The 19,292-nt window shown below is 67.1% G+C and carries 17 protein-coding genes and 1 tRNA gene; 7 read left to right on the top strand and 11 right to left on the bottom strand.

Annotation, left to right across the window (positions count from 1 at the left end; translation table 11 throughout):
* Nucleotides 1–3 precede the first annotated feature (3 nt).
* Nucleotides 4–336 (bottom strand): YerC/YecD family TrpR-related protein, encoded by a 333-nt coding sequence (locus FG323_RS00415; protein ID WP_141452459.1) that lies wholly within the window; start codon nucleotides 334–336, stop codon nucleotides 4–6.
* A 189-nt stretch (nucleotides 337–525) separates the two neighbouring features.
* Between FG323_RS00415 and FG323_RS00410 the strand changes: the two genes are divergently transcribed.
* Nucleotides 526–2,331 carry a diguanylate cyclase gene (locus FG323_RS00410; protein ID WP_141452458.1) on the top strand — a complete coding sequence of 602 codons (1,806 nt, stop codon included), beginning with the start codon at nucleotides 526–528 and terminating at the stop codon, nucleotides 2,329–2,331.
* Between the two features lie 78 nt (nucleotides 2,332–2,409).
* Here FG323_RS00410 and hisS read toward each other — a convergent pair whose 3' ends face one another.
* Nucleotides 2,410–3,804, bottom strand: coding sequence for a histidine--tRNA ligase (gene hisS, locus FG323_RS00405; protein WP_141452457.1), 1,395 nt, complete (start codon nucleotides 3,802–3,804; stop codon nucleotides 2,410–2,412).
* A gap of 125 nt (nucleotides 3,805–3,929) precedes the next feature.
* On the opposite strand from hisS, the gene FG323_RS00400 reads away from it, so the two are divergent.
* Nucleotides 3,930–4,006 (top strand) — tRNA-Pro (locus FG323_RS00400).
* 129 nt (nucleotides 4,007–4,135) lie between these two features.
* Here FG323_RS00400 and FG323_RS00395 read toward each other — a convergent pair.
* Both FG323_RS00395 and FG323_RS00390 read right to left on the bottom strand, forming a co-directional pair.
* Nucleotides 4,136–5,068: a hypothetical protein gene (locus FG323_RS00395; RefSeq protein ID WP_141452456.1), complete on the bottom strand. Its 933-nt coding sequence runs from the start codon at nucleotides 5,066–5,068 to the stop codon at nucleotides 4,136–4,138.
* Nucleotides 5,065–6,129 carry a glycosyltransferase family 2 protein gene (locus FG323_RS00390; RefSeq protein WP_141452455.1) on the bottom strand — a complete coding sequence of 355 codons (1,065 nt, stop codon included), beginning with the start codon at nucleotides 6,127–6,129 and terminating at the stop codon, nucleotides 5,065–5,067. The genes FG323_RS00395 and FG323_RS00390 overlap by 4 nt, the downstream gene beginning before the upstream one ends.
* 139 nt (nucleotides 6,130–6,268) lie before the next feature.
* Here FG323_RS00390 and pgaA point away from each other — a divergent pair, with 139 nt between their 5' ends.
* The 5 genes from pgaA to FG323_RS00365 all read left to right on the top strand — a co-directional run bounded on the left by pgaA (nucleotide 6,269) and on the right by FG323_RS00365 (nucleotide 13,246).
* Nucleotides 6,269–8,305 (top strand): poly-beta-1,6 N-acetyl-D-glucosamine export porin PgaA, encoded by a 2,037-nt coding sequence (gene pgaA / locus FG323_RS00385; RefSeq protein ID WP_141452454.1) that lies wholly within the window; start codon nucleotides 6,269–6,271, stop codon nucleotides 8,303–8,305.
* Nucleotides 8,305–10,176 carry a poly-beta-1,6-N-acetyl-D-glucosamine N-deacetylase PgaB gene (pgaB, locus tag FG323_RS00380; RefSeq protein WP_141452453.1) on the top strand — a complete coding sequence of 624 codons (1,872 nt, stop codon included), beginning with the start codon at nucleotides 8,305–8,307 and terminating at the stop codon, nucleotides 10,174–10,176. Before pgaA ends, pgaB begins: the two co-directional genes overlap by 1 nt.
* A gap of 2 nt (nucleotides 10,177–10,178) precedes the next feature.
* A complete protein-coding gene (pgaC, locus tag FG323_RS00375; protein WP_141452452.1) occupies nucleotides 10,179–11,426 on the top strand; it encodes a poly-beta-1,6-N-acetyl-D-glucosamine synthase in 1,248 nt (415 codons plus the stop codon).
* Nucleotides 11,423–11,890, top strand: coding sequence for a poly-beta-1,6-N-acetyl-D-glucosamine biosynthesis protein PgaD (gene pgaD, locus FG323_RS00370; protein WP_141452451.1), 468 nt, complete (start codon nucleotides 11,423–11,425; stop codon nucleotides 11,888–11,890). Before pgaC ends, pgaD begins: the two co-directional genes overlap by 4 nt.
* A gap of 84 nt (nucleotides 11,891–11,974) precedes the next feature.
* Nucleotides 11,975–13,246, top strand: a complete 1,272-nt coding sequence (locus tag FG323_RS00365) for an MFS transporter (protein ID WP_141452450.1) — start codon at nucleotides 11,975–11,977, stop codon at nucleotides 13,244–13,246.
* Between the two features lie 100 nt (nucleotides 13,247–13,346).
* Here the strand turns inward: FG323_RS00365 and FG323_RS00360 are convergent, their stop codons facing one another.
* Genes FG323_RS00360 through FG323_RS00330 form a run of 7 tightly spaced genes read right to left on the bottom strand, consistent with a single transcriptional unit; the run spans nucleotide 13,347 to nucleotide 19,291 of the window.
* Nucleotides 13,347–14,606 (bottom strand): glutamate-5-semialdehyde dehydrogenase, encoded by a 1,260-nt coding sequence (locus FG323_RS00360; RefSeq protein ID WP_141452449.1) that lies wholly within the window; start codon nucleotides 14,604–14,606, stop codon nucleotides 13,347–13,349.
* Between the two features lie 37 nt (nucleotides 14,607–14,643).
* The gene (gene proB / locus FG323_RS00355; RefSeq protein ID WP_141452448.1) at nucleotides 14,644–15,786 is read right to left on the bottom strand and encodes a glutamate 5-kinase; all 1,143 of its coding nucleotides are present in this window, start codon (nucleotides 15,784–15,786) and stop codon (nucleotides 14,644–14,646) included.
* A gap of 7 nt (nucleotides 15,787–15,793) precedes the next feature.
* Nucleotides 15,794–16,054 carry a YciI family protein gene (locus FG323_RS00350; RefSeq protein WP_141452447.1) on the bottom strand — a complete coding sequence of 87 codons (261 nt, stop codon included), beginning with the start codon at nucleotides 16,052–16,054 and terminating at the stop codon, nucleotides 15,794–15,796.
* Nucleotides 16,051–16,407 carry a cupin domain-containing protein gene (locus FG323_RS00345; RefSeq protein ID WP_141452446.1) on the bottom strand — a complete coding sequence of 119 codons (357 nt, stop codon included), beginning with the start codon at nucleotides 16,405–16,407 and terminating at the stop codon, nucleotides 16,051–16,053. Before FG323_RS00345 ends, FG323_RS00350 begins: the two co-directional genes overlap by 4 nt.
* A 3-nt stretch (nucleotides 16,408–16,410) precedes the next feature.
* Nucleotides 16,411–17,709, bottom strand: a complete 1,299-nt coding sequence (argH, locus tag FG323_RS00340) for an argininosuccinate lyase (RefSeq protein WP_141452445.1) — start codon at nucleotides 17,707–17,709, stop codon at nucleotides 16,411–16,413.
* Nucleotides 17,706–18,677 carry an N-acetyl-gamma-glutamyl-phosphate reductase gene (gene argC / locus FG323_RS00335; protein WP_141452444.1) on the bottom strand — a complete coding sequence of 324 codons (972 nt, stop codon included), beginning with the start codon at nucleotides 18,675–18,677 and terminating at the stop codon, nucleotides 17,706–17,708. The genes argH and argC overlap by 4 nt, the downstream gene beginning before the upstream one ends.
* On the bottom strand, nucleotides 18,674–19,291 hold the full coding sequence (locus FG323_RS00330; protein ID WP_141452443.1) for a GNAT family protein: 618 nt from the start codon (nucleotides 19,289–19,291) through the stop codon (nucleotides 18,674–18,676). The genes argC and FG323_RS00330 overlap by 4 nt, the downstream gene beginning before the upstream one ends.
* Nucleotide 19,292 lies beyond the last annotated feature (1 nt).

Raw genomic sequence — 19,292 nt, 5'->3', positions numbered from 1 at the left:
AACTCAGTGGGAGGCGCCGTTGGCGCGCGGTTGTTGCTGCTGGAACGCGGTGGCGTAGCCGCCGGTGCCGCGTTCGAGGGTGCGGGCGACCCGCCCGATGGTGGTCACGCTGACCTGGGTCAAATCGTGGATTTCCCGGTACGGCACGCCCTTGAGCAGCAGCGGCACGACCCGCCAGCGGTCGGCCATGGCCTCCAGCTCGGCCGGCGTGCACAGGTCTTCCAGGAATGCCCGCACCTGACCGGCTTCGCCCAGGCTGGCCAGCGCCTGGGCGAGCGCCTGCAGGGAGGCGCTTTCTGCGCGGTCGTCGTCGGGAGTAGCGGGGCGGCGCTTCATGGGGAAATCGGCGGGATCCGGAGAGTCGGGGACCGGGTGTAGCCGGTCTTTTAATGTACTAATGCGTTAATACATTAATTGAGCCTCCGGCCCCCGTCAAGCCCGCCCCTCTCCCGGCCTACCCCGGTCCCACGGTTAAACTGGCAGCCACGCCGCCGGCCCGGCGGGTGCACTGGAACGGGGACGGGAATGAGGGAAACCATCCGCGGACTTCGCTGGCTGCTGGCCGCGCTGCTGCTGTTCTGCGCGCTCGCGCAGGCGCAGGCGCCGCTGGTGATGTCGGGCGACGCGGCCACCCATGCCCTGGCTTCCCATACGACCTATTTCCACGACAGCGATGGCCAAGCCGATATCCGGACGGTCGAGGCCAGTCTGCGGGCGGGACGCTTCCGGCCTTTGCCGGGCGATGATGCGTCCTTCGGTTTCCAGCCGGGCGCCTACTGGTTCCACGTCAGCCTGCTCAACCGCAACCTGCAGGAACCCCGCTGGCTGCTGGTCCAGCAATACGCGCTGAGCGATCGGCTGGACGTGTACGTGCGCTATCCCGACGGCCAGTTGTTCCACCAGGCCGGCGGCGATCACCTGCATTTCGAGCAGCGCAGCGTGCGCTACCGGCATCCGAACTTCCAGCTTGACCTGCCGCCCGGGCAGCCGGCGGATCTGTTCGTCCGGGTGGAAAGCCAGAGCTCCATGCAGGTGCCGCTGTTCCTGTATACGCCCACCGCCTTCGCCGAACTCTCGCGCGACGCGCAGTTCGCGATGGGCATGTACTACGGCATCCTGCTGGCGCTGTTCACCTACAACCTGGTGCTGTGGCTGACCCTGCGCGATGCCAGCTACTTCTGGTACATGTTCCATATCAGCGCGTTCGGGCTGGTCTTGTTCACCCTGTACGGATTGGGTTTCGAGTACCTGTGGCCGCATTCACCGTGGCTGGCGGACAAGGCCGTACCGCTTTCGATCTGCCTGGCGCAGATCGGCATGCAGCAGTTCGCACGCAATTTCCTCGGCCTGGCCCGGCGCTGGCCGCTGGGCGATCGCATCGGCCTGGGAATGATCGCGCTGTTCGTGGTGCTGGGTGTCGCCACCACCTGGATTCCCATCCGGCTATCCACCCAGTTGGCGGTGGTCGCGGTGATCCTGAGCGTGGCCTGGATCGCGGTCGAAGCGGTAGTCGCCATGCGCAGCGGCTACAAGCCGGCGAAGCTGTTCCTGCTGGCCTGGTCGATGTTCCTGGCGGGCATCGCGATGGTCGCGATGGTCGCCTTCGGCGCGCTGCCCAAGAACTTCGTCACCGAGTACAGCGTGCAGATCGGTTCGGCCCTGGAAATGCTGCTGCTGTCGGTTGCGCTGGGCTACCGCTACGCCTCGCTGCGTAACGAGAACGAGCGGATCGTGCGCGAATCGCGCGACCAGCTGGAAATCAAGGTCGAACAACGCACCGGCGAATTGCGCAGCGCACTGGAGCAATTGGAAGCCGCGCACCTGCGCCTGCGCGAGTTCAGCCAATTGGACGGGCTCACGGAGCTCTACAATCGCACCCACTTCCGCGAAGCCTTCGAACACCTGCTCTCGCAGGCGCGCAACAGCCAGCAGCCCATCTCGCTGTTGATGATCGATCTGGACCACTTCAAGCGCATCAACGATACCTACGGTCATCTCGTCGGCGATGATTGCCTGCGCTGGACTTCCAACACGATGGCCGAAACGCTGCGGCCATATGGGGCGCTGGTCGCACGCTTCGGCGGCGAGGAATTCATCGCCGCCCTGCCCGACATGGATCTGGACGAGGCCAGCCATGTGGCCGAGGAACTGCGCCAGCGCCTGCGCGATCGGCCCTGCCGCAGTGGGGATCTGGATATCCCGATTTCGGCCAGCATCGGCGTCCATTGCGTCGACGCCCACAAGAACAGCATCGATTCCGCCCTTCAGGTCGCCGACCAGGCGCTCTATACCGCCAAGGCCGAAGGCCGCGATTGCGTGCGCACGCTGTAGAGCCGGGCTTGCCCGGCTCCGCGGACTCAAACCACGCGCGAAAGGCAGCGGAGCAAGCTCCGCTCTACGTCGCGCCTTTCAGCGCCCCGCGAGCGCGCGGGCCTGTTCCAGCTCGACCTTCAGGCTGCTGGCCAGTTCCTCGCGCTTGACTTCGAACTGTTGTTCGCGGACCAGATCCTTCACCGTGACCATGCCGCGGGCGCGTTCGTCCTCGCCGGCCAGCACCACGAAGCGGATGCCCGCGCGCGAGGCGTACTGGAACTGCTTGGCCAGCTTGCGCGCTTCCATCTGCACTTCGGTATTGATGCCGGCGGCACGCAGGCGGCGGGCGATGTCCAGCGAATCGGCCAGCGCGCCATCGTCCATCAGCGCCACCATCGCCTGCACGCTGCTCTCGTCGCTGCCGGCGATCAGCCCGGCCTCGCGCAACTGCCAGAACAGGCGGGTCAGGCCGATGGAGATGCCCACGCCGGGCAACTTCGACTTGGTGTAGTGGCTGGCCAGATCCTCGTAGCGGCCACCCGAGCAGATCGATCCGATCTGGGCGTAGTCGTCCAATTGGGTTTCGTAGACGGTGCCGGTGTAGTAATCCAGGCCGCGCGCAATCGAGAAGTTGAGGCAGTAGTCGCTCTCGGGAACACCCAGCGCATGCACCAGTTCCAGCACTTCGCGCAGCTCGGCCACGCCCTGGGCCAGCGTCTCGTTGCCCTGCCCCAGCGCTTCCAGGCGGGCCAGCGCGTCGGCATGGCTGGTCGAGCGCACGGCGACGAAGTCGAGAATCCGCGCGACCGCTTCGGCCGGCACATTGAAGTCCGGTCCTTGCAGGGTCTCGCGCACGTAGTCGGCGCCACGCTTGTCGAGCTTGTCGACCTCGCGCAGCACCAGCGCCTGCCGCTCGCCGTCGGCGATGCCCTGGGCCTCGAAGAAGCCGCGCATCAGCTTGCGGTTGTTGAGCTGGATGGTGAACTTGCCAATGCCCAGGTCACTGAAGACCGCGTGGATGACCGCCAGGATCTCGGCGTCGAAGCGGATGCTGAGCGCATCCTTGCCGATGACGTCGATATCGCACTGGTAAAACTCGCGGAACCGGCCACGCTGGGCGCGCTCGCCCCGGTACACCCGCTGGATCTGGTAGCGCCGGAACGGGAAGGTCAGCTCGTGCTCGTGCTCGGCCACGTAGCGGGCCAGCGGCACGGTCAGGTCGAAGCGCAACGCCAGTTCGGGCAACCCCTCGGCGGAGCCCGCCTCGGTCTTGGCCAGCGCGCCGGTGGACTGCACGAAATAGACCTGGCGCTCGGTCTCGCCGCCGGACTTGGTCAGCAGGGTTTCCGAGAGCTCGAACACCGGGGTTTCCACCGGCAGGAACCCGAAGCGCTCGTAGTTGCGGCGGATGGTGTCCAGCATGCGCTGGAACGCGATCTGCTCGCGCGGCAGCAGTTCCATCACTCCGGGCGGCGTGCGTGGCTTGATCAAGCGAAAACTCCGGGGGAACGAGCGTTATCGAGGGCCGTCATTCTAAGACTGAACGGCGCGCCGGGGCAGGCATGCAAAAAACTGTTGCCGTCCGTCGGCGTCCTGAATAGAATAACCGGCTCACACGGGGTGTAGCTCAGTCTGGTAGAGCGCTACGTTCGGGACGTAGAGGTCGCAGGTTCGAATCCTGTCTCCCCGACCAATCGATAGGTCGCAATCAAGCCTGGAAAACGAATGTTTTTCGGGTTTTTTTGTGCCCGAAGACCGGAAGTCCCCGTTTCACGGGGCCGAAGGCCGGCAGGCACCTCGCCGGCCGGCATCCTCCCTGATCTCAGAACACCACGAACGCCTGCAGGCGCACGTAGCGATAGGCGTAGCTGCCGGTGCCAGTGTCGGTCAGTACCGGGGTGTCGGTGTAGCCGGCGTCCAGGCGCAGCCAGGCGTCCTTCCAGCGTGGGGTCTCCACGCCGAACTCGGCCAGGCGCGCGCGCTTCCAGCCCTCCTCGGAACTGCGCTGGCGGCCCCAGCCGGCCCGCGCGCTCCACTGGTAGCCGCCGATGTGGCGGCGCCAGGCCAGCACGCCGAGCGCTTCGCCGTACCAGGGTGGCGAATAGTAGTCAGCCTCGAAGGCTTCGCTGTTGCGGTAGTAACGGGTGCGCAGCTGCGCGCTCAGGCCGTACTCCGGCGCGAACGCATAGACCAGGTTGCCGCGCAGATGGGTGCGCAGGTTGTCGCCGGTGCCGAAATCCTGCACGCCGGCGACCAGGCTGGCGGACCAGCGGTCGCTGAAGGGCATGTCGATGGCCGCGCCGGCGAAGGTCTGCACCCAGCCCTCGCGCACGCCACGACGGGTTTCCAGGACTTCCCGTTCGACGAAGACTTCCTTCCGCCAGGGATCGGTGCTGTGGATCGAGGCGCGTCCGAGCAGGTCGTCGCCGTTGCTGCCGATGTCGCCGTCCCAGCGCCAGTTCTTGCCCAGGCTGCCGGCGCCACTCAGGTAGGCGCGGTTCTCGGATTCGGACCAGTCGCGCCCGGAGAAGCGCGCGCGTTCGACTTTCACGCCCCACCAATGCTCGATGTCGCGATGCTGGATGTCCCAGCCCAGTGCGATCTTGCGGGTTTCGTTGTCATCCGCATCCGAACCGATCCACATATCCGTGCGCAGCGCCGGGTGCGCGGCGGGCGTGTCCTCGGCGGCATGGGCGGACAACGCGGGAATCGCCAGCACCCATCCCAGGGCGGCGGCGACGGCACACTTTCTCATTTGGTCCCCCAGGTCTTGCGCAGGCGCAGGATTTCGGCGGCATACCCCAGGACGCAGACCGGCTGCAGGATCATGGTGTAGGCTAGGGTGTAGAACAGGAATCCGCTGACGTTGCGGCGCACGCGCAGATCCTGGCTTTTGAACATCTTCGACTGCACGCGGAAGATGATCAGGTTCCACAGCGCCGCCAGCGGCAGGACCAGCAACGTCATGATACCGGCGATCCAGTAATAGCCGAACAGCGCCAGGATCAGGCCGGGAATGAACGCCAGCGTGTAGACCAGGTCCAGCGGCAGGAACAGCAGGTTCCACCAGATGAACAAGGTGGTCATGCGCGGCTTGAACAGCAGGCTGCCGTGACGCGCGAAAGCTTCCATCAGGCCGCGCGACCAACGCTGGCGCTGCCTGGAGAACTGGCCGAGCTTTTCCGGCACGCGGGTGAACAGGCAGGCTTCCTCGCAATAACCGATGCGCGCGCCGGTCTTCAGCAGCGCCCACGACAGCACGATGTCCTCGCCCACGCACTCCGGCCAGCCGCCAGCCTGTTCGAGCGCCTCGCGGGTGTACAGCGAGAACGCCCCCTGCGCGACCAGCGTGCCGTGATACATGCTCTGCATGCGCTTGACTGCGGCGATGCCGTGGAAGTAATCCCATTCCTGGCTGCGGGTGAGCCAGTTCTCGCGCGAGTTGCGCACCAGCACCGCGCCGGCCACCGCCACGGTGCCGGTCGGATCCGACAGGAATCGTTCCACCAGCTTGCGCAGCGCATCCGGGCGCAGATAGGAATCGCCATCGACGGTGACCACCAGCGCCTGCCGGGTTTCCGCCAGGCCGCGGTTGAGCGCCTTGGACTTGCCGCCATTCTTTGGCTGGTTCAGCACGCGGATGCGCAGGCCGGGGCGGGCCTGGTCGGCCGCGGTCGCGCGGGCGATCGCGGCGCTGTCGTCGATGGATCCATCATCGATCACCACCACTTCGATCTCGCCCGGGTAATCCTGGCGCGACAGGCTGGTGAGGGTGTCGGCGATGTTCTCCGCCTCGTTGTAGCAGGCGACCAGCACGCAGACATCGGGCAGGCGTTCGAACCTGCGCAGGCGCGGACGGCGGTCGGCCAGGATGGAGCCGATCAGGAACGCGTTTTAGCGACAGGGGCGGAACGTTTTGAAAAGAACCACATTGTCTTGGGCGCTCGCATGCGCCATGGGTGCGACCGGCCTGCCGGCATTGGCAGCGGCCCCCGCCACCACTCCCACTCTTCCACCGGCTGGCGCCGGCAACGACCCTGGCCATGAGGCCTCGCTCGCCCAGGCCGGCCGCCTGCGCGACGAGTCGCGTTGGCTGGATGCCCTGGCGATATTCGAACGCCTGCAGGCGCAGCGCCCGGACGATCCCCAGTTGTATCGCCTGCGCACCCTGACCCTGGGTGACGTCGGCAACAGTTACCAGGCCTGGACGATGTACCGCGCCCGCCCGGAGCTGTTCGACGCCACGCAACGCGAGCAGTTCGAAGCCAACTACCTGGCCCGGCTGATCCTGTGGTCGCAGGCGTACCCGGAGAACGAGCGCAACCGCCTGGCCGAGGCACGCGTGGCCGATGGCGCCATCGAGGACTACCTGCGGCGGAGCCCGGCGAACGATCCGGCGCTGCCGGCGCGTATCCGTTACGACCGGTTGATCCTGCTGTCGAAACTGGGACGCCACCAGCAGGTGGTCGATGAATATCAGGCCTTGAACGACACCGCCGGACTCGCGGTGCCCGCCTACGCGCTGCCCGCGGTCGGCGATTCGTTCATGGCGCTCAAGCGCCCGTTCGAGGCCGCCCCGGTGTTGGAAGCCGCGCTCAAGGCCGACCCGGAAAACAGCGACGTGCGCATGCAACTGGCCTACGCCTATCTGGAAAGCGAGCGGCCGACCACCGCCATCCGCGGCCTGGAAGCCTATCGCGAGACCCAGCCTGCCTGGCTGTACGCGCCCGGCGCCCGCCAGGGCAGCCAGAACTGGCGTCGCGCCGACGCCGACAGCACGCTGGCGATGCTGCGCGCCTTCTCCGAGGACCTGCCCAGCGCCGAACGCGATGTCACCGCCATGCTGGGCATCGCGCCCAACAACGCCGGCATGCAGACCTCGCTTGGCCAGATATACATGATGCGCGGCTGGCCGGAGCGCGCGCTGGAGCGCTTCCGCATGGCCTCCACCCTGGACGAACGCGACGTCAACGCGCGCGTCGGCCAGGTCGAGGCGCTGGTCACCCTGCGTCGCGACGACCAGGCCCGCGATCTGCATGACCTGCTGGTAAAGGAGTACGGCGATCAGCCGAACGTGCAGCGCATGGACCAGCTCTGGCGCAATCACCGCGGCTGGCAATGGCGCGCCTACGTGGCCGGCGCGCGCAGCAACGGCGGTACCGGCAACACGCCGTTCGGCAACCGCGACGGCGAGTACGGCGTGGAAGTGCAGTCGCCGCTGATCGATGACCGCTGGCGCCTGACCGCCGTCGCGGACGACCGCTGGGCGGACTTCGATCGGGATCGCATCCATCATCGCCGCCAGGGCGTCGGCGTGCGCTACGCCTACGACCGCCTGGACACCCACCTGGGCGTCTACCACGCCAGTGACCGCGTCGGCGGCACCGGCGTGTCGCTGGACGTGGGCTGGCGCTTCAGCGATACCCTCGACGGCCAGTTGTCGCTGCGCCGGAATGACGCCGATGCATCGCTGCAGGCGCGCGACGCCGGCATCACCGCCGACAGCGCCGCGATCAACCTGGTGTACGAGCGCAACGAGCGCACCGAATTCCGTGGCGGACTCACCCATTGGCGCTACGAAGACGGCAACCGCCGTACCGCGCTCAACCTCAATGCCGAACAGCGCCTGTGGACCCGTCCCTACTTCCTGCTCGATGGCCTGGCCGGGCTCTACGGCAGCCGCGGCAGCCGCCGGGACACGCCGTACTTCAATCCCTCGCGCGACGGCTCGCTGGAACTGGGCCTGCGCGCGGATCACCTGGTGTGGCGCGAATACGAGCGCCATTTCCGCCATCGCCTCACCGCCACCGCCGGCCGTTACTGGCAGGAAGGCTTCGGCACCAGTTGGGTGCCGGCGCTGCGCTACGAGCACGAATGGAAATTCGCGCTCGGCCGGGTGCTGACCTACGGGGTCAGCTGGTCGCGCCCGGTCTACGACGGGGTCCGTGAAGAACGCTTCGGCTTCGATGCCGAACTGCGGTGGGGAGAATGATGATGAAGTCCGTACGTCCAACCTGGTTGCTGCTGGCCCTGTGCGCACTGGCGCTGTTCGCGCCGATGCTCGCCGCGCGCGCCGCCGAGCCGCTGCTGGTGCTCAGCTATCACGACATCCGCGACGATGTTGCCAAGAAAGGCGACGCCGACGCCTACGCGGTCAGTACCCAGAACTTCGCCGCGCACCTGGACTGGCTGGCCGGGCACGGCTACCACCCGGTGTCGATGTCGCAGGTGGTGGAAGCCTCCCGTGGCGGCAAGCCGCTGCCGGCCAAGCCGGTCCTGCTGACCTTCGATGACGGCCTGCGCAGCCTGTACACGCATGCCTTCCCGCTGCTGCGGGCCTACAACTATCCGGCGCTGGCGGCGGTGATCACCGGCTGGGTCGACATGCCCGCCGGCCAGGAGATCGACTACGGCCCGCGCATGTTCACCCGCGACGATTTCGTCACCTGGGATCAACTGCGGGAGATGCAGGCCAGCGGGCTGGTCGAAGTCGCCAGCCACACCAACGCCCTGCACAAGGGTGTGCAATCCAATCCACAGGGCAACCAGACCCCGGCCGCGATCACCCGCATCTACGATCCGGCAGCCGGACGCTATGAAACCGAAGCCGCGTACCGCGAGCGGGTACGCTCGGATCTGGCGACCAGCAGCGATCTGATTCGGCGGCAGCTGGGCCAGGCGCCGCGCGCCATCGTGTGGCCCTACGCCGCCTACAGCAGCGTGAGCAACGACATCGCCGAATCGCTGGGCATGCCGGTGTCGTTCGATCTGGAAGGTCCCAGCACGCCGGTGACCGCGGACCTGCATGGCCTCGCTCGCTTGCTGGTGATGGACAATCCGACCGTGACCGAACTGGCCTACGAGCTGCGCCACGATCCGGAAGCCGAAGGCATCCGCGCCCTGCAGATCGACCTGGACGCGGTCTATGACCCGGACCCGCAGCAGCAGGCGCGCAACCTGGACCTGCTGATCGAACGCGTCAACCGCATCGGCCCCTCGCATGTGTTCCTGCAGGCCTTCGCCGACCCGGACGGCGACGGTGCCGCCGACGCGCTGTACTTCCCCAACCGCTTCATGCCGGTACGCGCGGATCTGTACAACCGGGTCGCCTGGCAGCTGTACACCCGCGCCCACGTCAAGGTGTTCGCCTGGCTGCCGGTGATGGCCTACAAGCTGCCGCAGCAGGCGCCCGGCATGGCCATCGCCAGCCGCGAGGCCGACGGCATCCCGCGCCTGGACTTCACCCGGCCGGACGTGCGCCGGATCATCGCCGGCATCTACGAGGATCTGGCGGTGGCCTCCTACATGGAAGGGCTGCTGTTCCATGACGATGCCTACCTGCGCGACACCGAACTGGCCTCGCTCGCTCCCGGCAACACCGAGGCGCGCACGCAGGCGCTGATCGACTTCACCCTGGAACTGAAGAACGCCGCCGAACGCTGGCGTCCCAAGCTCAAGACCGTGCGCAACCTGTATGCGCGCCCGGTGCTGGAGCCGCAGAGCCAGGCGTGGTTCGCGCAGCGGCTGGATCTGTTCAACCGGGCCTACGATCACACCGCGCTGATGGCGATGCCGTGGATGGAAGGCAGCCGGCATCCGGAAAAGTGGCTGGACCAACTGGTGACCGCCGTGCGCAAGCAGGACCCGCAGCTGTCGCAGACCCTGTTCGAACTGCAGACCGTCGACTGGAATACCCGCAAGCCGATTCCCGGCCCGCGCATCAATGCCCTCATCCGTCGCCTGCAGGCCCAGGGTGTTCGCCATCTGGGCTGGTACCCGGATGACTTCATCGCCGACCTGCCGCGCATGCCCGATGCCCGTGCCGGCATCTCCGCCCGTGGCTTCCCGTACGAGGAGCGCTGATCATGGACAAGATCCTCGCCGTCCTTTTCGAATTCGCCTTCCTGTATCCGATCATCATGTCGTTCTTCTGGATGTCGGGCGGGTTGTATTACTACTTCCGCCGCGAACGCCATGCGCGCCAGCGTACCGATCCGCCGCCGCTGGACGCGTTCCCGAAGGTCTCGATCCTCGTCCCCTGCCACAACGAGGGCGCCAACGCCGAGGAAACCATCGGCAGCGCGCTGCTGCAGAAGTATCCCGACTTCGAAGTCATCGCCATCAACGATGGCAGCCGCGACAACACCGCCGAGGTGCTCAACGCGATGGCCCAGCGCCATGAACGGCTGCGGGTGATCCACCTGGATCGCAACCTGGGCAAGGCCAACGCGCTGCGTATGGGCGCGCTCGCCGCGCAGTCCGAATACCTGGTCTGCATCGACGGCGACGCGCTGCTGGACGAGTACGCCGCGCACTGGATGGTCTGGCATCTGACCTCCGGGCCGCGCGTGGGCGCGGTCACCGGCAACCCGCGCATCCGCAACCGCTCCACCCTGCTGGGTCGCCTGCAGGTCGGCGAGTTCTCCTCGATCATCGGCATGATCAAGCGTGCCCAGCGCGTGTACGGGCGCATCTTCACCGTGTCGGGCGTGATCAGCGCGTTCCGGCGCACCGCCTTGCACCGCATCGGCTATTGGGCCGATGACATGGTCACCGAGGACATCGACATCAGCTGGCGCCTGCAACTGGATCACTGGGACATCCGCTACGAGCCCAACGCGCTGTGCTTCATCCTGATGCCGGAGACCCTGAAGGGCCTGTGGCGGCAGCGCCTGCGCTGGGCGCAGGGTGGCGTGGAGGTGCTGCTGCGCCACGGCCGCGACTTCCTCAGCTGGCGCAAGCGACGGATGTGGGGCGTGCTGCTGGAGTACCTGCTCAGCGTGCTGTGGGCCTACACCATGCTGCTGATCATCGTGCTGTGGGCACTGGGCAAGTTCATCGCCCTGCCGCCGGCGCTGTACGTCCACACCATCCTGCCCTCGTGGCACGGCGTGATCCTTGCGATGGTCTGCATGGCGCAGTTCGCCAGCAGCATCATCATCGACCGCCGTTACGAAACCCAGGTCGGCCGGAATTACTTCTGGATGATCTGGTACCCGATGGCGTACTGGCTGCTGAGCCTGTTCACCACCGTGGTCGCACTTCCCAAGACCTTGTTGAAACGGCGTGGCAAGCGTGCCACGTGGGTCAGTCCTGATCGAGGTATCCGATGAAATACGATTCCCGCCTCATCCGCAAACCGTATGCCCAGCCGCGCCTGAAGCGCGCGGCGTGGGGCTTCGTCACCGCCGCCTTCTGGGGGTTGTACATCTACCTGTGGCTGCCACTGGTCACCCTGATCCTGTGGCTGCTGGGCGTGCGCACGGCGTTCTTCGAGCTGTACACGCGCCAGCACCAGGTGGAGCCGTTCCTGATCGTCGCCATTCCCGTGATGGCCGCGATCTGCGCGCTCGCGCTGATCGGCTGGGCCGAGTACAACCGCTGGCGCTTCACTTCCCAGGACCGGCGCAGCCCGCAGGAGGACGTGGCGGTGGACGAGGTGGCCGAACGCCTGGGCGCTAGCTTGGCGCTGGCGAACCAGCTTGGCCAGTCCAAGATCACCCTGCTGCACATGAACGATCATGCGGTTCCCGAATCGATGAGCCGTCCAGCGCTGAGCGCCAACACCGGCGGCTGATCGCGGACTCGCACGGGATTTGCCGGGACGGTGTGTCGCCTTGGCGGCACACCGTCGCCGGCGCCATCGGCGATAATGCGGACGATGAAATCCCCGCAATACGCCTCCACCTCCCCTCCAGGTTCCTCCATCCCACTGTGGTCCGGACGTGGCCTGATCCTGGCCGGCATCGTGCTGTCCGCGTTCAACCTGCGTACGGCGGTGACCTCGCTGACGCCGCTGCTGGACCAGTTGGGCCACCTGTTCGGCTTCGGCGCCACCATGACCGGCGTGTTCGGCATGCTGCCGACCGCCGCGTTCGCGCTGTTCGGCGTGCTCACACCCGGCATCGCCCACCGCATCGGCCTGGAACGCACCGCGCTGCTGGCGATGGCGCTGGCCGCCGTCGGCCTGCTGCTGCGCAGCCTGGCCGGTGGCAGCGGCGCGCTGCTTGCCGCCTCGGCGGTGGCGCTGGCCGGCATGGGCATCGGCAACATCGTGCTGCCGCCGCTGGTGAAGCGCTACTTTGCCGACCGCGTGGGTACGGTCAGCACCCTCTACATCACCGTCCTGCAGGCCGGCACCATCCTGCCGGCCCTGCTGGCCGTGCCGGTGATGGCGGCCAGCAACTGGCAGATTTCGCTGGGCCTGTGGTCACTGTTCGCGGTGGCCGCGGCGCTGCCGTGGATCGGCGTGCTGTGGATCGAACGACGCCACGACACGCCGATGGCGCAAGTGCATGACCAGGCCGTCACCGGTGGCGACGAAGCGCCGGAACTGTCCGCGCCCGCCGCACGCGGGCGGGTCTGGCGATCGCCGGTCGCCTGGGGCATGGCACTGATGTTCGGCATGACCTCGCTGGTGACGTATTCGATGTTCACCTGGTTGCCGAAGCTGCTGATTGAGGCCGGTGGCAGCGAAGCCTTGGGCGGCACGATGGTCGGCCTGTTCTCCGCGCTCGGCCTGGTCGCATCGCTGACGATGCCGGCGCTGGCGGTGCGGATGCGCAATCCCTACACGGTCGTGCTGGCGTGCGCGGTGTTCTACGCGGTCGCCTTTTCCGGCCTGCTGTGGGCGCCGATGGCCGCGCCTGCGCTGTGGGTGGCGCTGCTGGGCATGGGTCCCAGCACGTTCCCGCTGGCGCTGACGATGATCAACCTGCGCACCCGCACACCGGCCGGCTCCGCGTCGCTGTCGGGTTTCATGCAGGGCGTGGGCTACTCGCTGTCCTGCCTGGGTCCGTTGATGTTCGGCCTGCTGCATGAGCACACCCACGGCTGGCTGTGGCCGTTCGGCTTCCTGATGCTGTGCGTCGGCGTGCTGCTGGGCGGCGGCTATCTGGCCTGCAAGCCGCGTTTCCTGGAGGATACGTGGTGAGGTGAGCGGCCGGGATCGGGGATTCGTGATTCGGGATTGGCAAGAGCATGGAGCCAAGCTTGCTCGGCTGCTTTTTCCATCCGAAGTCCGCAGCTCCGCCTTACAGCAAGTCGGGGTGGCGGACCTGGCCTTCGCCGTGGACGACGAAGCGTTCGACGGTCAATGACTCGGCGCCCATCGGGCCATAGGCATGCAGGCGGGTGGTCGAGATGCCGATTTCCGCGCCCAGGCCCAGCTCGCCGCCGTCGCTGAAGCGCGAGGAGGCGTTGACCATCACCACCGCTGAACGCAATGCCTGCACGAACCGATCCGCGTTGCCCTTGTCGTTCGTGGCAATCACCTCGGTATGGTCGGAACCGAAATGGCGGATGTGCGCGATCGCCTGTTCCAGATCGTCGACCACCTTCACCGCGAGAATCAGATCCAGGAATTCGGCCGCGTAGTCGTCCTCGGTGGCCGGATCGGCATCCGGTACCGACACACGCCCCGCTTCATCGATCCGCAGTTGCACGCCGCGTGCACGCAATGCCTGCGCCGCCAGCGGCAGGAAGACCGGCGCGATGTCACGATGCACCAGCAGGGTTTCCAGCGCGTTGCACACGCCGGGCCGGGAAGCCTTGCCGTCGAGCAGCAGGCGCAGCGCCAGCGGCGGGTCCGCGCTGGCATCCACGAACAGGTGGCAGACGCCCTTGTAGTGCTTGATCACCGGCACCCGTGCGTGTTCGGTGACGAACCGGATCAGCCCTTCGCCGCCGCGAGGGATCGCCAGATCGATGATGTCGTTGAGCTGCAGCAGTTCGACCATCGTCTCCCGGCGCAGGTCTTCCACCAGCGTCAACGCCGCTTCCGGCAGTCCGCTCGCGCGCAATGCACCGCGCAACGCCGCCGCGATGGCGGTGTTGGAATGGATCGCCTCCGAGCCGCCTCGCAGGATTACGCCATTGCCGGCTTTCAGGCACAGCGCGGCGGCATCGGCAGTGACGTTGGGCCGCGCCTCGTAGATCATCGCCACCACCCCGAGCGGCACCCGCACCCGCCGGATGTGGATGCCGTTGGGGCGCGTTTCCTCGCGGGTGATCTGGCCGACCGGATCCGGCAGCTCCGCCACTTCGCGCACGGCGGATGCGATCCCGGCCAGGCGCTTGTCGTCGAGCTTCAGCCGATCCAGCATCGCGCCGGTGACGCCCTTGGCGGCGGCGGCTTCCATGTCGCGCGCGTTGGCGGCCAGGATCGCTTCGCGGTCGGCCTCCAGCGCGTCGGCCATCGCCCGCAGCAGCGTGTTCTTGGCGTCGCTGGACAGCTGCGCGATGGAATGCGCGGCGTCGCGGCATTGCAGGGCCTGTTGCTGGAGGGTGCTCATCGTGTTCGGTCCCTTTACTGGTGTTCGGATGGCCGGTTCAGAGCACGACCAGATCGTCGCGGTGCACGACGTTCTCACCGTAGCTGTAGCCGAGTATCGCCTCGATCTCGCGCGAATGCCGGCGGGCGATGCGGCGGATGTCGATGGCCGAGTACTGGCTCACGCCGCGTGCGATGCACTGGTCACCGCCGTCGCGCAGGCGCACCTCGACCATGTCGCCGCGACGGAAATCGCCTTCCGCGCCGACCACGCCCCCCGGCAGCAGCGAAGCACCGCGCTCGCGCACCGCGCCGGCCGCGCCGGCGTCGACCAGGATCGCACCGGTTTCCACCGGCACGTTGCGCAGCCAGTACTTGCGCGCGGCCAGGCGGTTCTGGGCCGGCCGGAAGCGGGTGCCATGCAGGCGCCCGGCCGCGAGCGCGGACAAGGTCTCGACGCGGGTGCCATTGAACAGGAAGGTTTCGATGCCGGCCGCCGCCGCCTTGGCCGCGGCTTCGAGCTTGGTATGCATGCCGCCGGTGCCGACCCCGCTGCCGGTGCCACCGGCCATGGCGAAGAATTCGGGCGTCAGCGCTTCCACGTCGAGTATGGGCCGGGCTTCCGCATGCGTGCGCGGATTGGCCGAATAGAAACCGTCGATGTCGGTGGCGATGAACAGCGCGTCCGCATCGACGAGCGCGGCCACCACCGCGGCCAGGTTGTCGTTGTCACCCAGCTTCAGTTCGTCCACCGACACGGTGTCGTTTTCGTTGATGATGGGCAACGCGCCCAGCGCCAGCAGTTCCTGCAGGGTGGCGCGGGCGTTGAGATAACGCCGGCGATTGCGCAGATCGTCATGGGTCAGCAACACCTGCGCGACCGGGCGCTCGAAGAAGCGCTGCCACAGGCCAATCAGCTGCGCCTGCCCGAGCGCGGCCAGTGCCTGCCGTTCCGCCATCGCGACGCCCGCGGCCGGCTTGCGATGCAGCAGCCCGCGTCCGGCGGCGACCGCGCCGGAGGACACGATCACCATTTCGCGTCCGCCCAGCAGGCTGGAAGACACGAACTGCGCCAGGTTGAGCGCGTGCCGCGGGCTCAGTCCCTCGCCCTCGTTGGCCAGCAGGCTGCTGCCGACCTTCAGCACCGCGCGCTTCCAGGTCGGCAGGGTCTGTTCGACGAAGGGAGATGGGGCCTGGCTCATGACGGACTCAGCGAGTGTTCCATTCGTGCACGGTGAGACGGGAGCTGCCGGTGACGGCCAGCGGGTCGCGCGCGGCGATCGCATGCGCCTCCTCCAGCGAAGCCACGCCCGACAGCAGATAGGCACCTCCACTGCGATCGCTGAAACCGCCGGTCATTTCCAGCAGGCCCGCCTCGCGCAGGCCATCCAGGAACGCATGGTGCGGCGCGATGACGTCATCGCGGAAGTCCGGCGTGCGCATCGCCATCACCAGGTAGCGGGTCTTCATGCATGATTCTCCTGCGCAGGTTGGCGATCACCGTGCGCGCGCGGGGACGAAATCACCAGGAAGCGCGCATCGCTGTCGCCGCGGTTGCGCATCCGGTGCGCCTGTCCCGGCGCGACATGCAGCCCCTGCCCGGCATCGAGCAAGGAAACGGCGCCCTCCACTTCCAGTTCGGCCTGCCCATCCAGCACATAGAAGAACTGGCGCGCCTGGACGTGGAAGTGCCTGACTTCCGCCGTACCCGGCGGCATCCGCTCCTCGATCACGCTCAGGCCCGCATCCTTGAGCAGATGCCAGCCATCGCAACCCTGGCCCCACGCGTAGTGTTCGGCATTGGCGCGACTGACCGGCGACATGAGTCAGCCCTCCAGCGCGACCAGGCGCTGGCGCAGGGTATCCAGCCGCAGGTCGGCGGCGGCGCCCGGCGACACCCGCGCATCCAGGCTGCCTTCCGGGGTACGTCCCTGCCCGGCCGTGTCCGCCGCGGCGGCGGCGGCCTTGTAGGCCTCGCGGAAGGGTATGCCCGCCACAGCGGCTTCCACCGCCACGTCGGTCGCGTACATGCCCGAATCGATCGCCGCGCGCAGCCGGTCCTCGCGCCATTCCAGGTTGGCCAGCAGCGCGGGCAATAGTTCCAGCGCCGGCAGGCCACGGCTGAAGCCATGGAAGATCGCGCCCTTGCTGGCCTGCAGATCACGGTGGTAACCAGACGGCAGCGACAGCAACTGTTCGATCTCGGTGCGCGCCGCCGCCACGCTGGCGTGGGTGGCGCGCATCAGTTCGATCACGTCGGGGTTGCGCTTGTTCGGCATGATCGAACTGCCGGTGGTGTACTGGGCCGGCAGTGCGACAAAACCGAATTCGGCGCTGGTGAACAGCGACAGATCCCAGGCGATCCGGCGCAGGTCCAACGTCGCGGCGCCAAGCGCTTCCAGCGCGGCCATCTCGAACTTGCCGCGCGAGAGCTGCGCGTAGATCGGACTGACCTGCATGCGTGCGAAGCCCAGCGCCGCGGTGGTGTGTTCGCGATCCAATTTCAGGTTGACCCCGTAGCCGGCCGCGGTCCCCAGTGGATTGGCATCGACCAGCTTGAGGGTATCGCCGGCGCGGATGGCGTTGTCGATGAAGGCTTCGGTCCAGCCGGCCCACCACATGCCCGCCGACGAGACCACCGCACGCTGGATGTGGGTATAGCCGGGCAGTGGCAGCGATTGCTCGGCGACCGCGCGGTCCAGGGCGACCTTCGCGACTTCGCGGCACAGCGTCGCCGTGCGCGCCAGCTTTTCCTTCAGCCACAGGCGGGTGGCGACCAGGATCTGGTCATTGCGGCTGCGGCCGGTATGAATCTTGCGGCCGGCGTCGCCCAGGCGTTCGGTCAGGCGTGCCTCGATCGCGGAATGGCCATCCTCGTAGCGCTCGTCCAGTACGAAGCGGCCGGCGCGGAAGTCTTCGGCCAGCGCGGCCAGTTCGCGCTTCAGCCCGGCCAGCTCATCCACCGACAGGATGCCGATGTGCTGCAGCCCCTCCGCATGCGCGGTGCTGGCCTGGATGTCGTGCAGGAAGAATTCGCGATCCAGCAACACATCGTCGCCGGCCAGGAATCGCTGGATTTCCGCGTCGACGGCGACGCCGGGCTTCTGCCACAACAGGTCGCTCATGCCCTGCCCTCCTCGTGATGGAATGCGTCCACCGGAATGCTCTCCAGTTCATCGAAGCCGAACGCCGTGTTGAGATTCTGCATCGCCTGGGTAGCCGCGCCCTTGAGCAGGTTGTCCAGGGTCGCCACCACCACCATGCGCTTGCCGCCCGGCGCCACGGTGAAGCCGCCGATTTCCACACCGTGCCGCCCCGCGATGCGGCTGACCCACGGCGCGTCATCGCGCACCCGGATCAGCGGTTCGCCTGCGTAGCGTTGCCGGTACAGGGCGCGCATGTCGTCTGGCTTGATCGCCTGTTGCAGGTACAGGTTGACGGTCATGGTGATGCCGCGGAAATGCGGGGCCACGTGCGGCATGAACTCCACCGGCACGCCAAGGTGCCGGCTGACCTCACGCTCGTGCATGTGATCAGCCAGCGCGTACGGCATCAGGTTGTCGCGCAGCAGCTCGACGTTGTTCTTGTCCGAGGGCGTGGTACCCGCGCCGGAGTAGCCCGAGACGCCGAAGCACTGCGGCGGCCCGGCCAGCTGGTCCAGCACGGGCGCGATCACCAGTTGCATCGCGGTGGCATAGCAACCGGGATTGCTGATGCGCGTCTGCCCGGCATAGGTGTCGCGGGTCAGCTCCGGCAGGCCGTAATACCAGTCGGAGTTGAAGCGGTAATCGGCGGACAGATCCACCACCACCGTCGCCGGTGCCTGCGCGTCGATCGCCGCGACCAGTTCGGCTGCCTTGCCGTTTGGCAAGGCCAGGATGACCGCATCGGCCCCCTTCCCGCCCACCTGCTCGTGGCTCAGGGTCTCGTAGCGCAGGGCGCCGGAAAAGCCGGCGATGTGGTCACTGACCTTCTGCCCGTCCAGTTCGCGCGAGGACACGAACGCCAGTTCCAGATGGGGATGGCGATCAATCAGTTTGATCAGTTCGGCGCCGGTGTGTCCGCGCGCGCCGACGATGCCGACGGTTTTCATGGGGAGGACTCATGCTGGACCAGGCGCGAAAGCAGGTTGCGCTTCACTGCCGGCCATTCGTTGTCGAGGATGGAGAAGATGACGGTGTCACGCGGGCTGCCGTCGGCATGGCGCCGGTGGTTGCGCAGCACGCCGTCCTGTTTCGCGCCCAGGCGGGCGATGGCCGCGCGCGAGCGCTGGTTGAACCAGCTGGTCTCGAATATGACACTGATGCAGCCCAGCGTTTCAAAGGCATGGGTCAGCAACAGCAATTTTGCCTCGGTGTTGAGGCCGGTACGCTGCACGCGCGGCGCGTACCATGTGTAGCCGATGCTGACGCGTGGCACGCCCGGTTCCAGATCATAGAAACGCGTGCTGCCGATGACATCGCCGGCGGCGTCGCGGACCACGAACGGCAGGATCCGGCCCTGCGCCTGGGTGGCGAACACGCCATCCAGGTAACCATCCACGTCGGCGGCGCGAGGCACGTTGGTGTACCAGAGCGCGGCCAGCGCATCACCTTCCAAGGCCGCACGCAGGCCGTCCGCGTGCTCGCGCAGCAACGGTTCCAGACGGACGTGTCGTCCTTCCAGCCGGGGGACCTGCTGCCAGAGGCCGGGGGTATTCGTCGCCATC

The sequence above is a fragment of the Pseudoxanthomonas sp. z9 genome, assembly GCF_006542425.1.
Lineage (GTDB): Bacteria > Pseudomonadota > Gammaproteobacteria > Xanthomonadales > Xanthomonadaceae > Pseudoxanthomonas_A.
The sequence above is the reverse complement of the archived record's forward strand: the minus strand, read 5'-3'. Positions and strand labels throughout refer to the sequence as shown.

Excerpts from the sequence above, each read along its gene's own strand:
- pgaA (WP_141452454.1), top strand. The coding sequence starts at position 6,269 with ATGGGTGCGACCGGCCTGCCGGCATTGGCAGCGGCCCCCGCCACCACT.
- argH (WP_141452445.1), bottom strand. The coding sequence starts at position 17,709 with ATGAGCGACCTGTTGTGGCAGAAGCCCGGCGTCGCCGTCGACGCGGAA.
- FG323_RS00365 (WP_141452450.1), top strand. The coding sequence starts at position 11,975 with ATGAAATCCCCGCAATACGCCTCCACCTCCCCTCCAGGTTCCTCCATC.
- pgaB (WP_141452453.1), top strand. The coding sequence starts at position 8,305 with ATGATGAAGTCCGTACGTCCAACCTGGTTGCTGCTGGCCCTGTGCGCA.
- FG323_RS00415 (WP_141452459.1), bottom strand. The coding sequence starts at position 336 with ATGAAGCGCCGCCCCGCTACTCCCGACGACGACCGCGCAGAAAGCGCC.
- proB (WP_141452448.1), bottom strand. The coding sequence starts at position 15,786 with ATGAGCCAGGCCCCATCTCCCTTCGTCGAACAGACCCTGCCGACCTGG.
- FG323_RS00350 (WP_141452447.1), bottom strand. The coding sequence starts at position 16,054 with ATGAAGACCCGCTACCTGGTGATGGCGATGCGCACGCCGGACTTCCGC.
- FG323_RS00410 (WP_141452458.1), top strand. The coding sequence starts at position 526 with ATGAGGGAAACCATCCGCGGACTTCGCTGGCTGCTGGCCGCGCTGCTG.
- argC (WP_141452444.1), bottom strand. The coding sequence starts at position 18,677 with ATGAAAACCGTCGGCATCGTCGGCGCGCGCGGACACACCGGCGCCGAA.
- pgaD (WP_141452451.1), top strand. The coding sequence starts at position 11,423 with ATGAAATACGATTCCCGCCTCATCCGCAAACCGTATGCCCAGCCGCGC.
- pgaC (WP_141452452.1), top strand. The coding sequence starts at position 10,179 with ATGGACAAGATCCTCGCCGTCCTTTTCGAATTCGCCTTCCTGTATCCG.
- FG323_RS00360 (WP_141452449.1), bottom strand. The coding sequence starts at position 14,606 with ATGAGCACCCTCCAGCAACAGGCCCTGCAATGCCGCGACGCCGCGCAT.
- FG323_RS00330 (WP_141452443.1), bottom strand. The coding sequence starts at position 19,291 with ATGGCGACGAATACCCCCGGCCTCTGGCAGCAGGTCCCCCGGCTGGAA.
- FG323_RS00345 (WP_141452446.1), bottom strand. The coding sequence starts at position 16,407 with ATGTCGCCGGTCAGTCGCGCCAATGCCGAACACTACGCGTGGGGCCAG.
- FG323_RS00395 (WP_141452456.1), bottom strand. The coding sequence starts at position 5,068 with ATGAGAAAGTGTGCCGTCGCCGCCGCCCTGGGATGGGTGCTGGCGATT.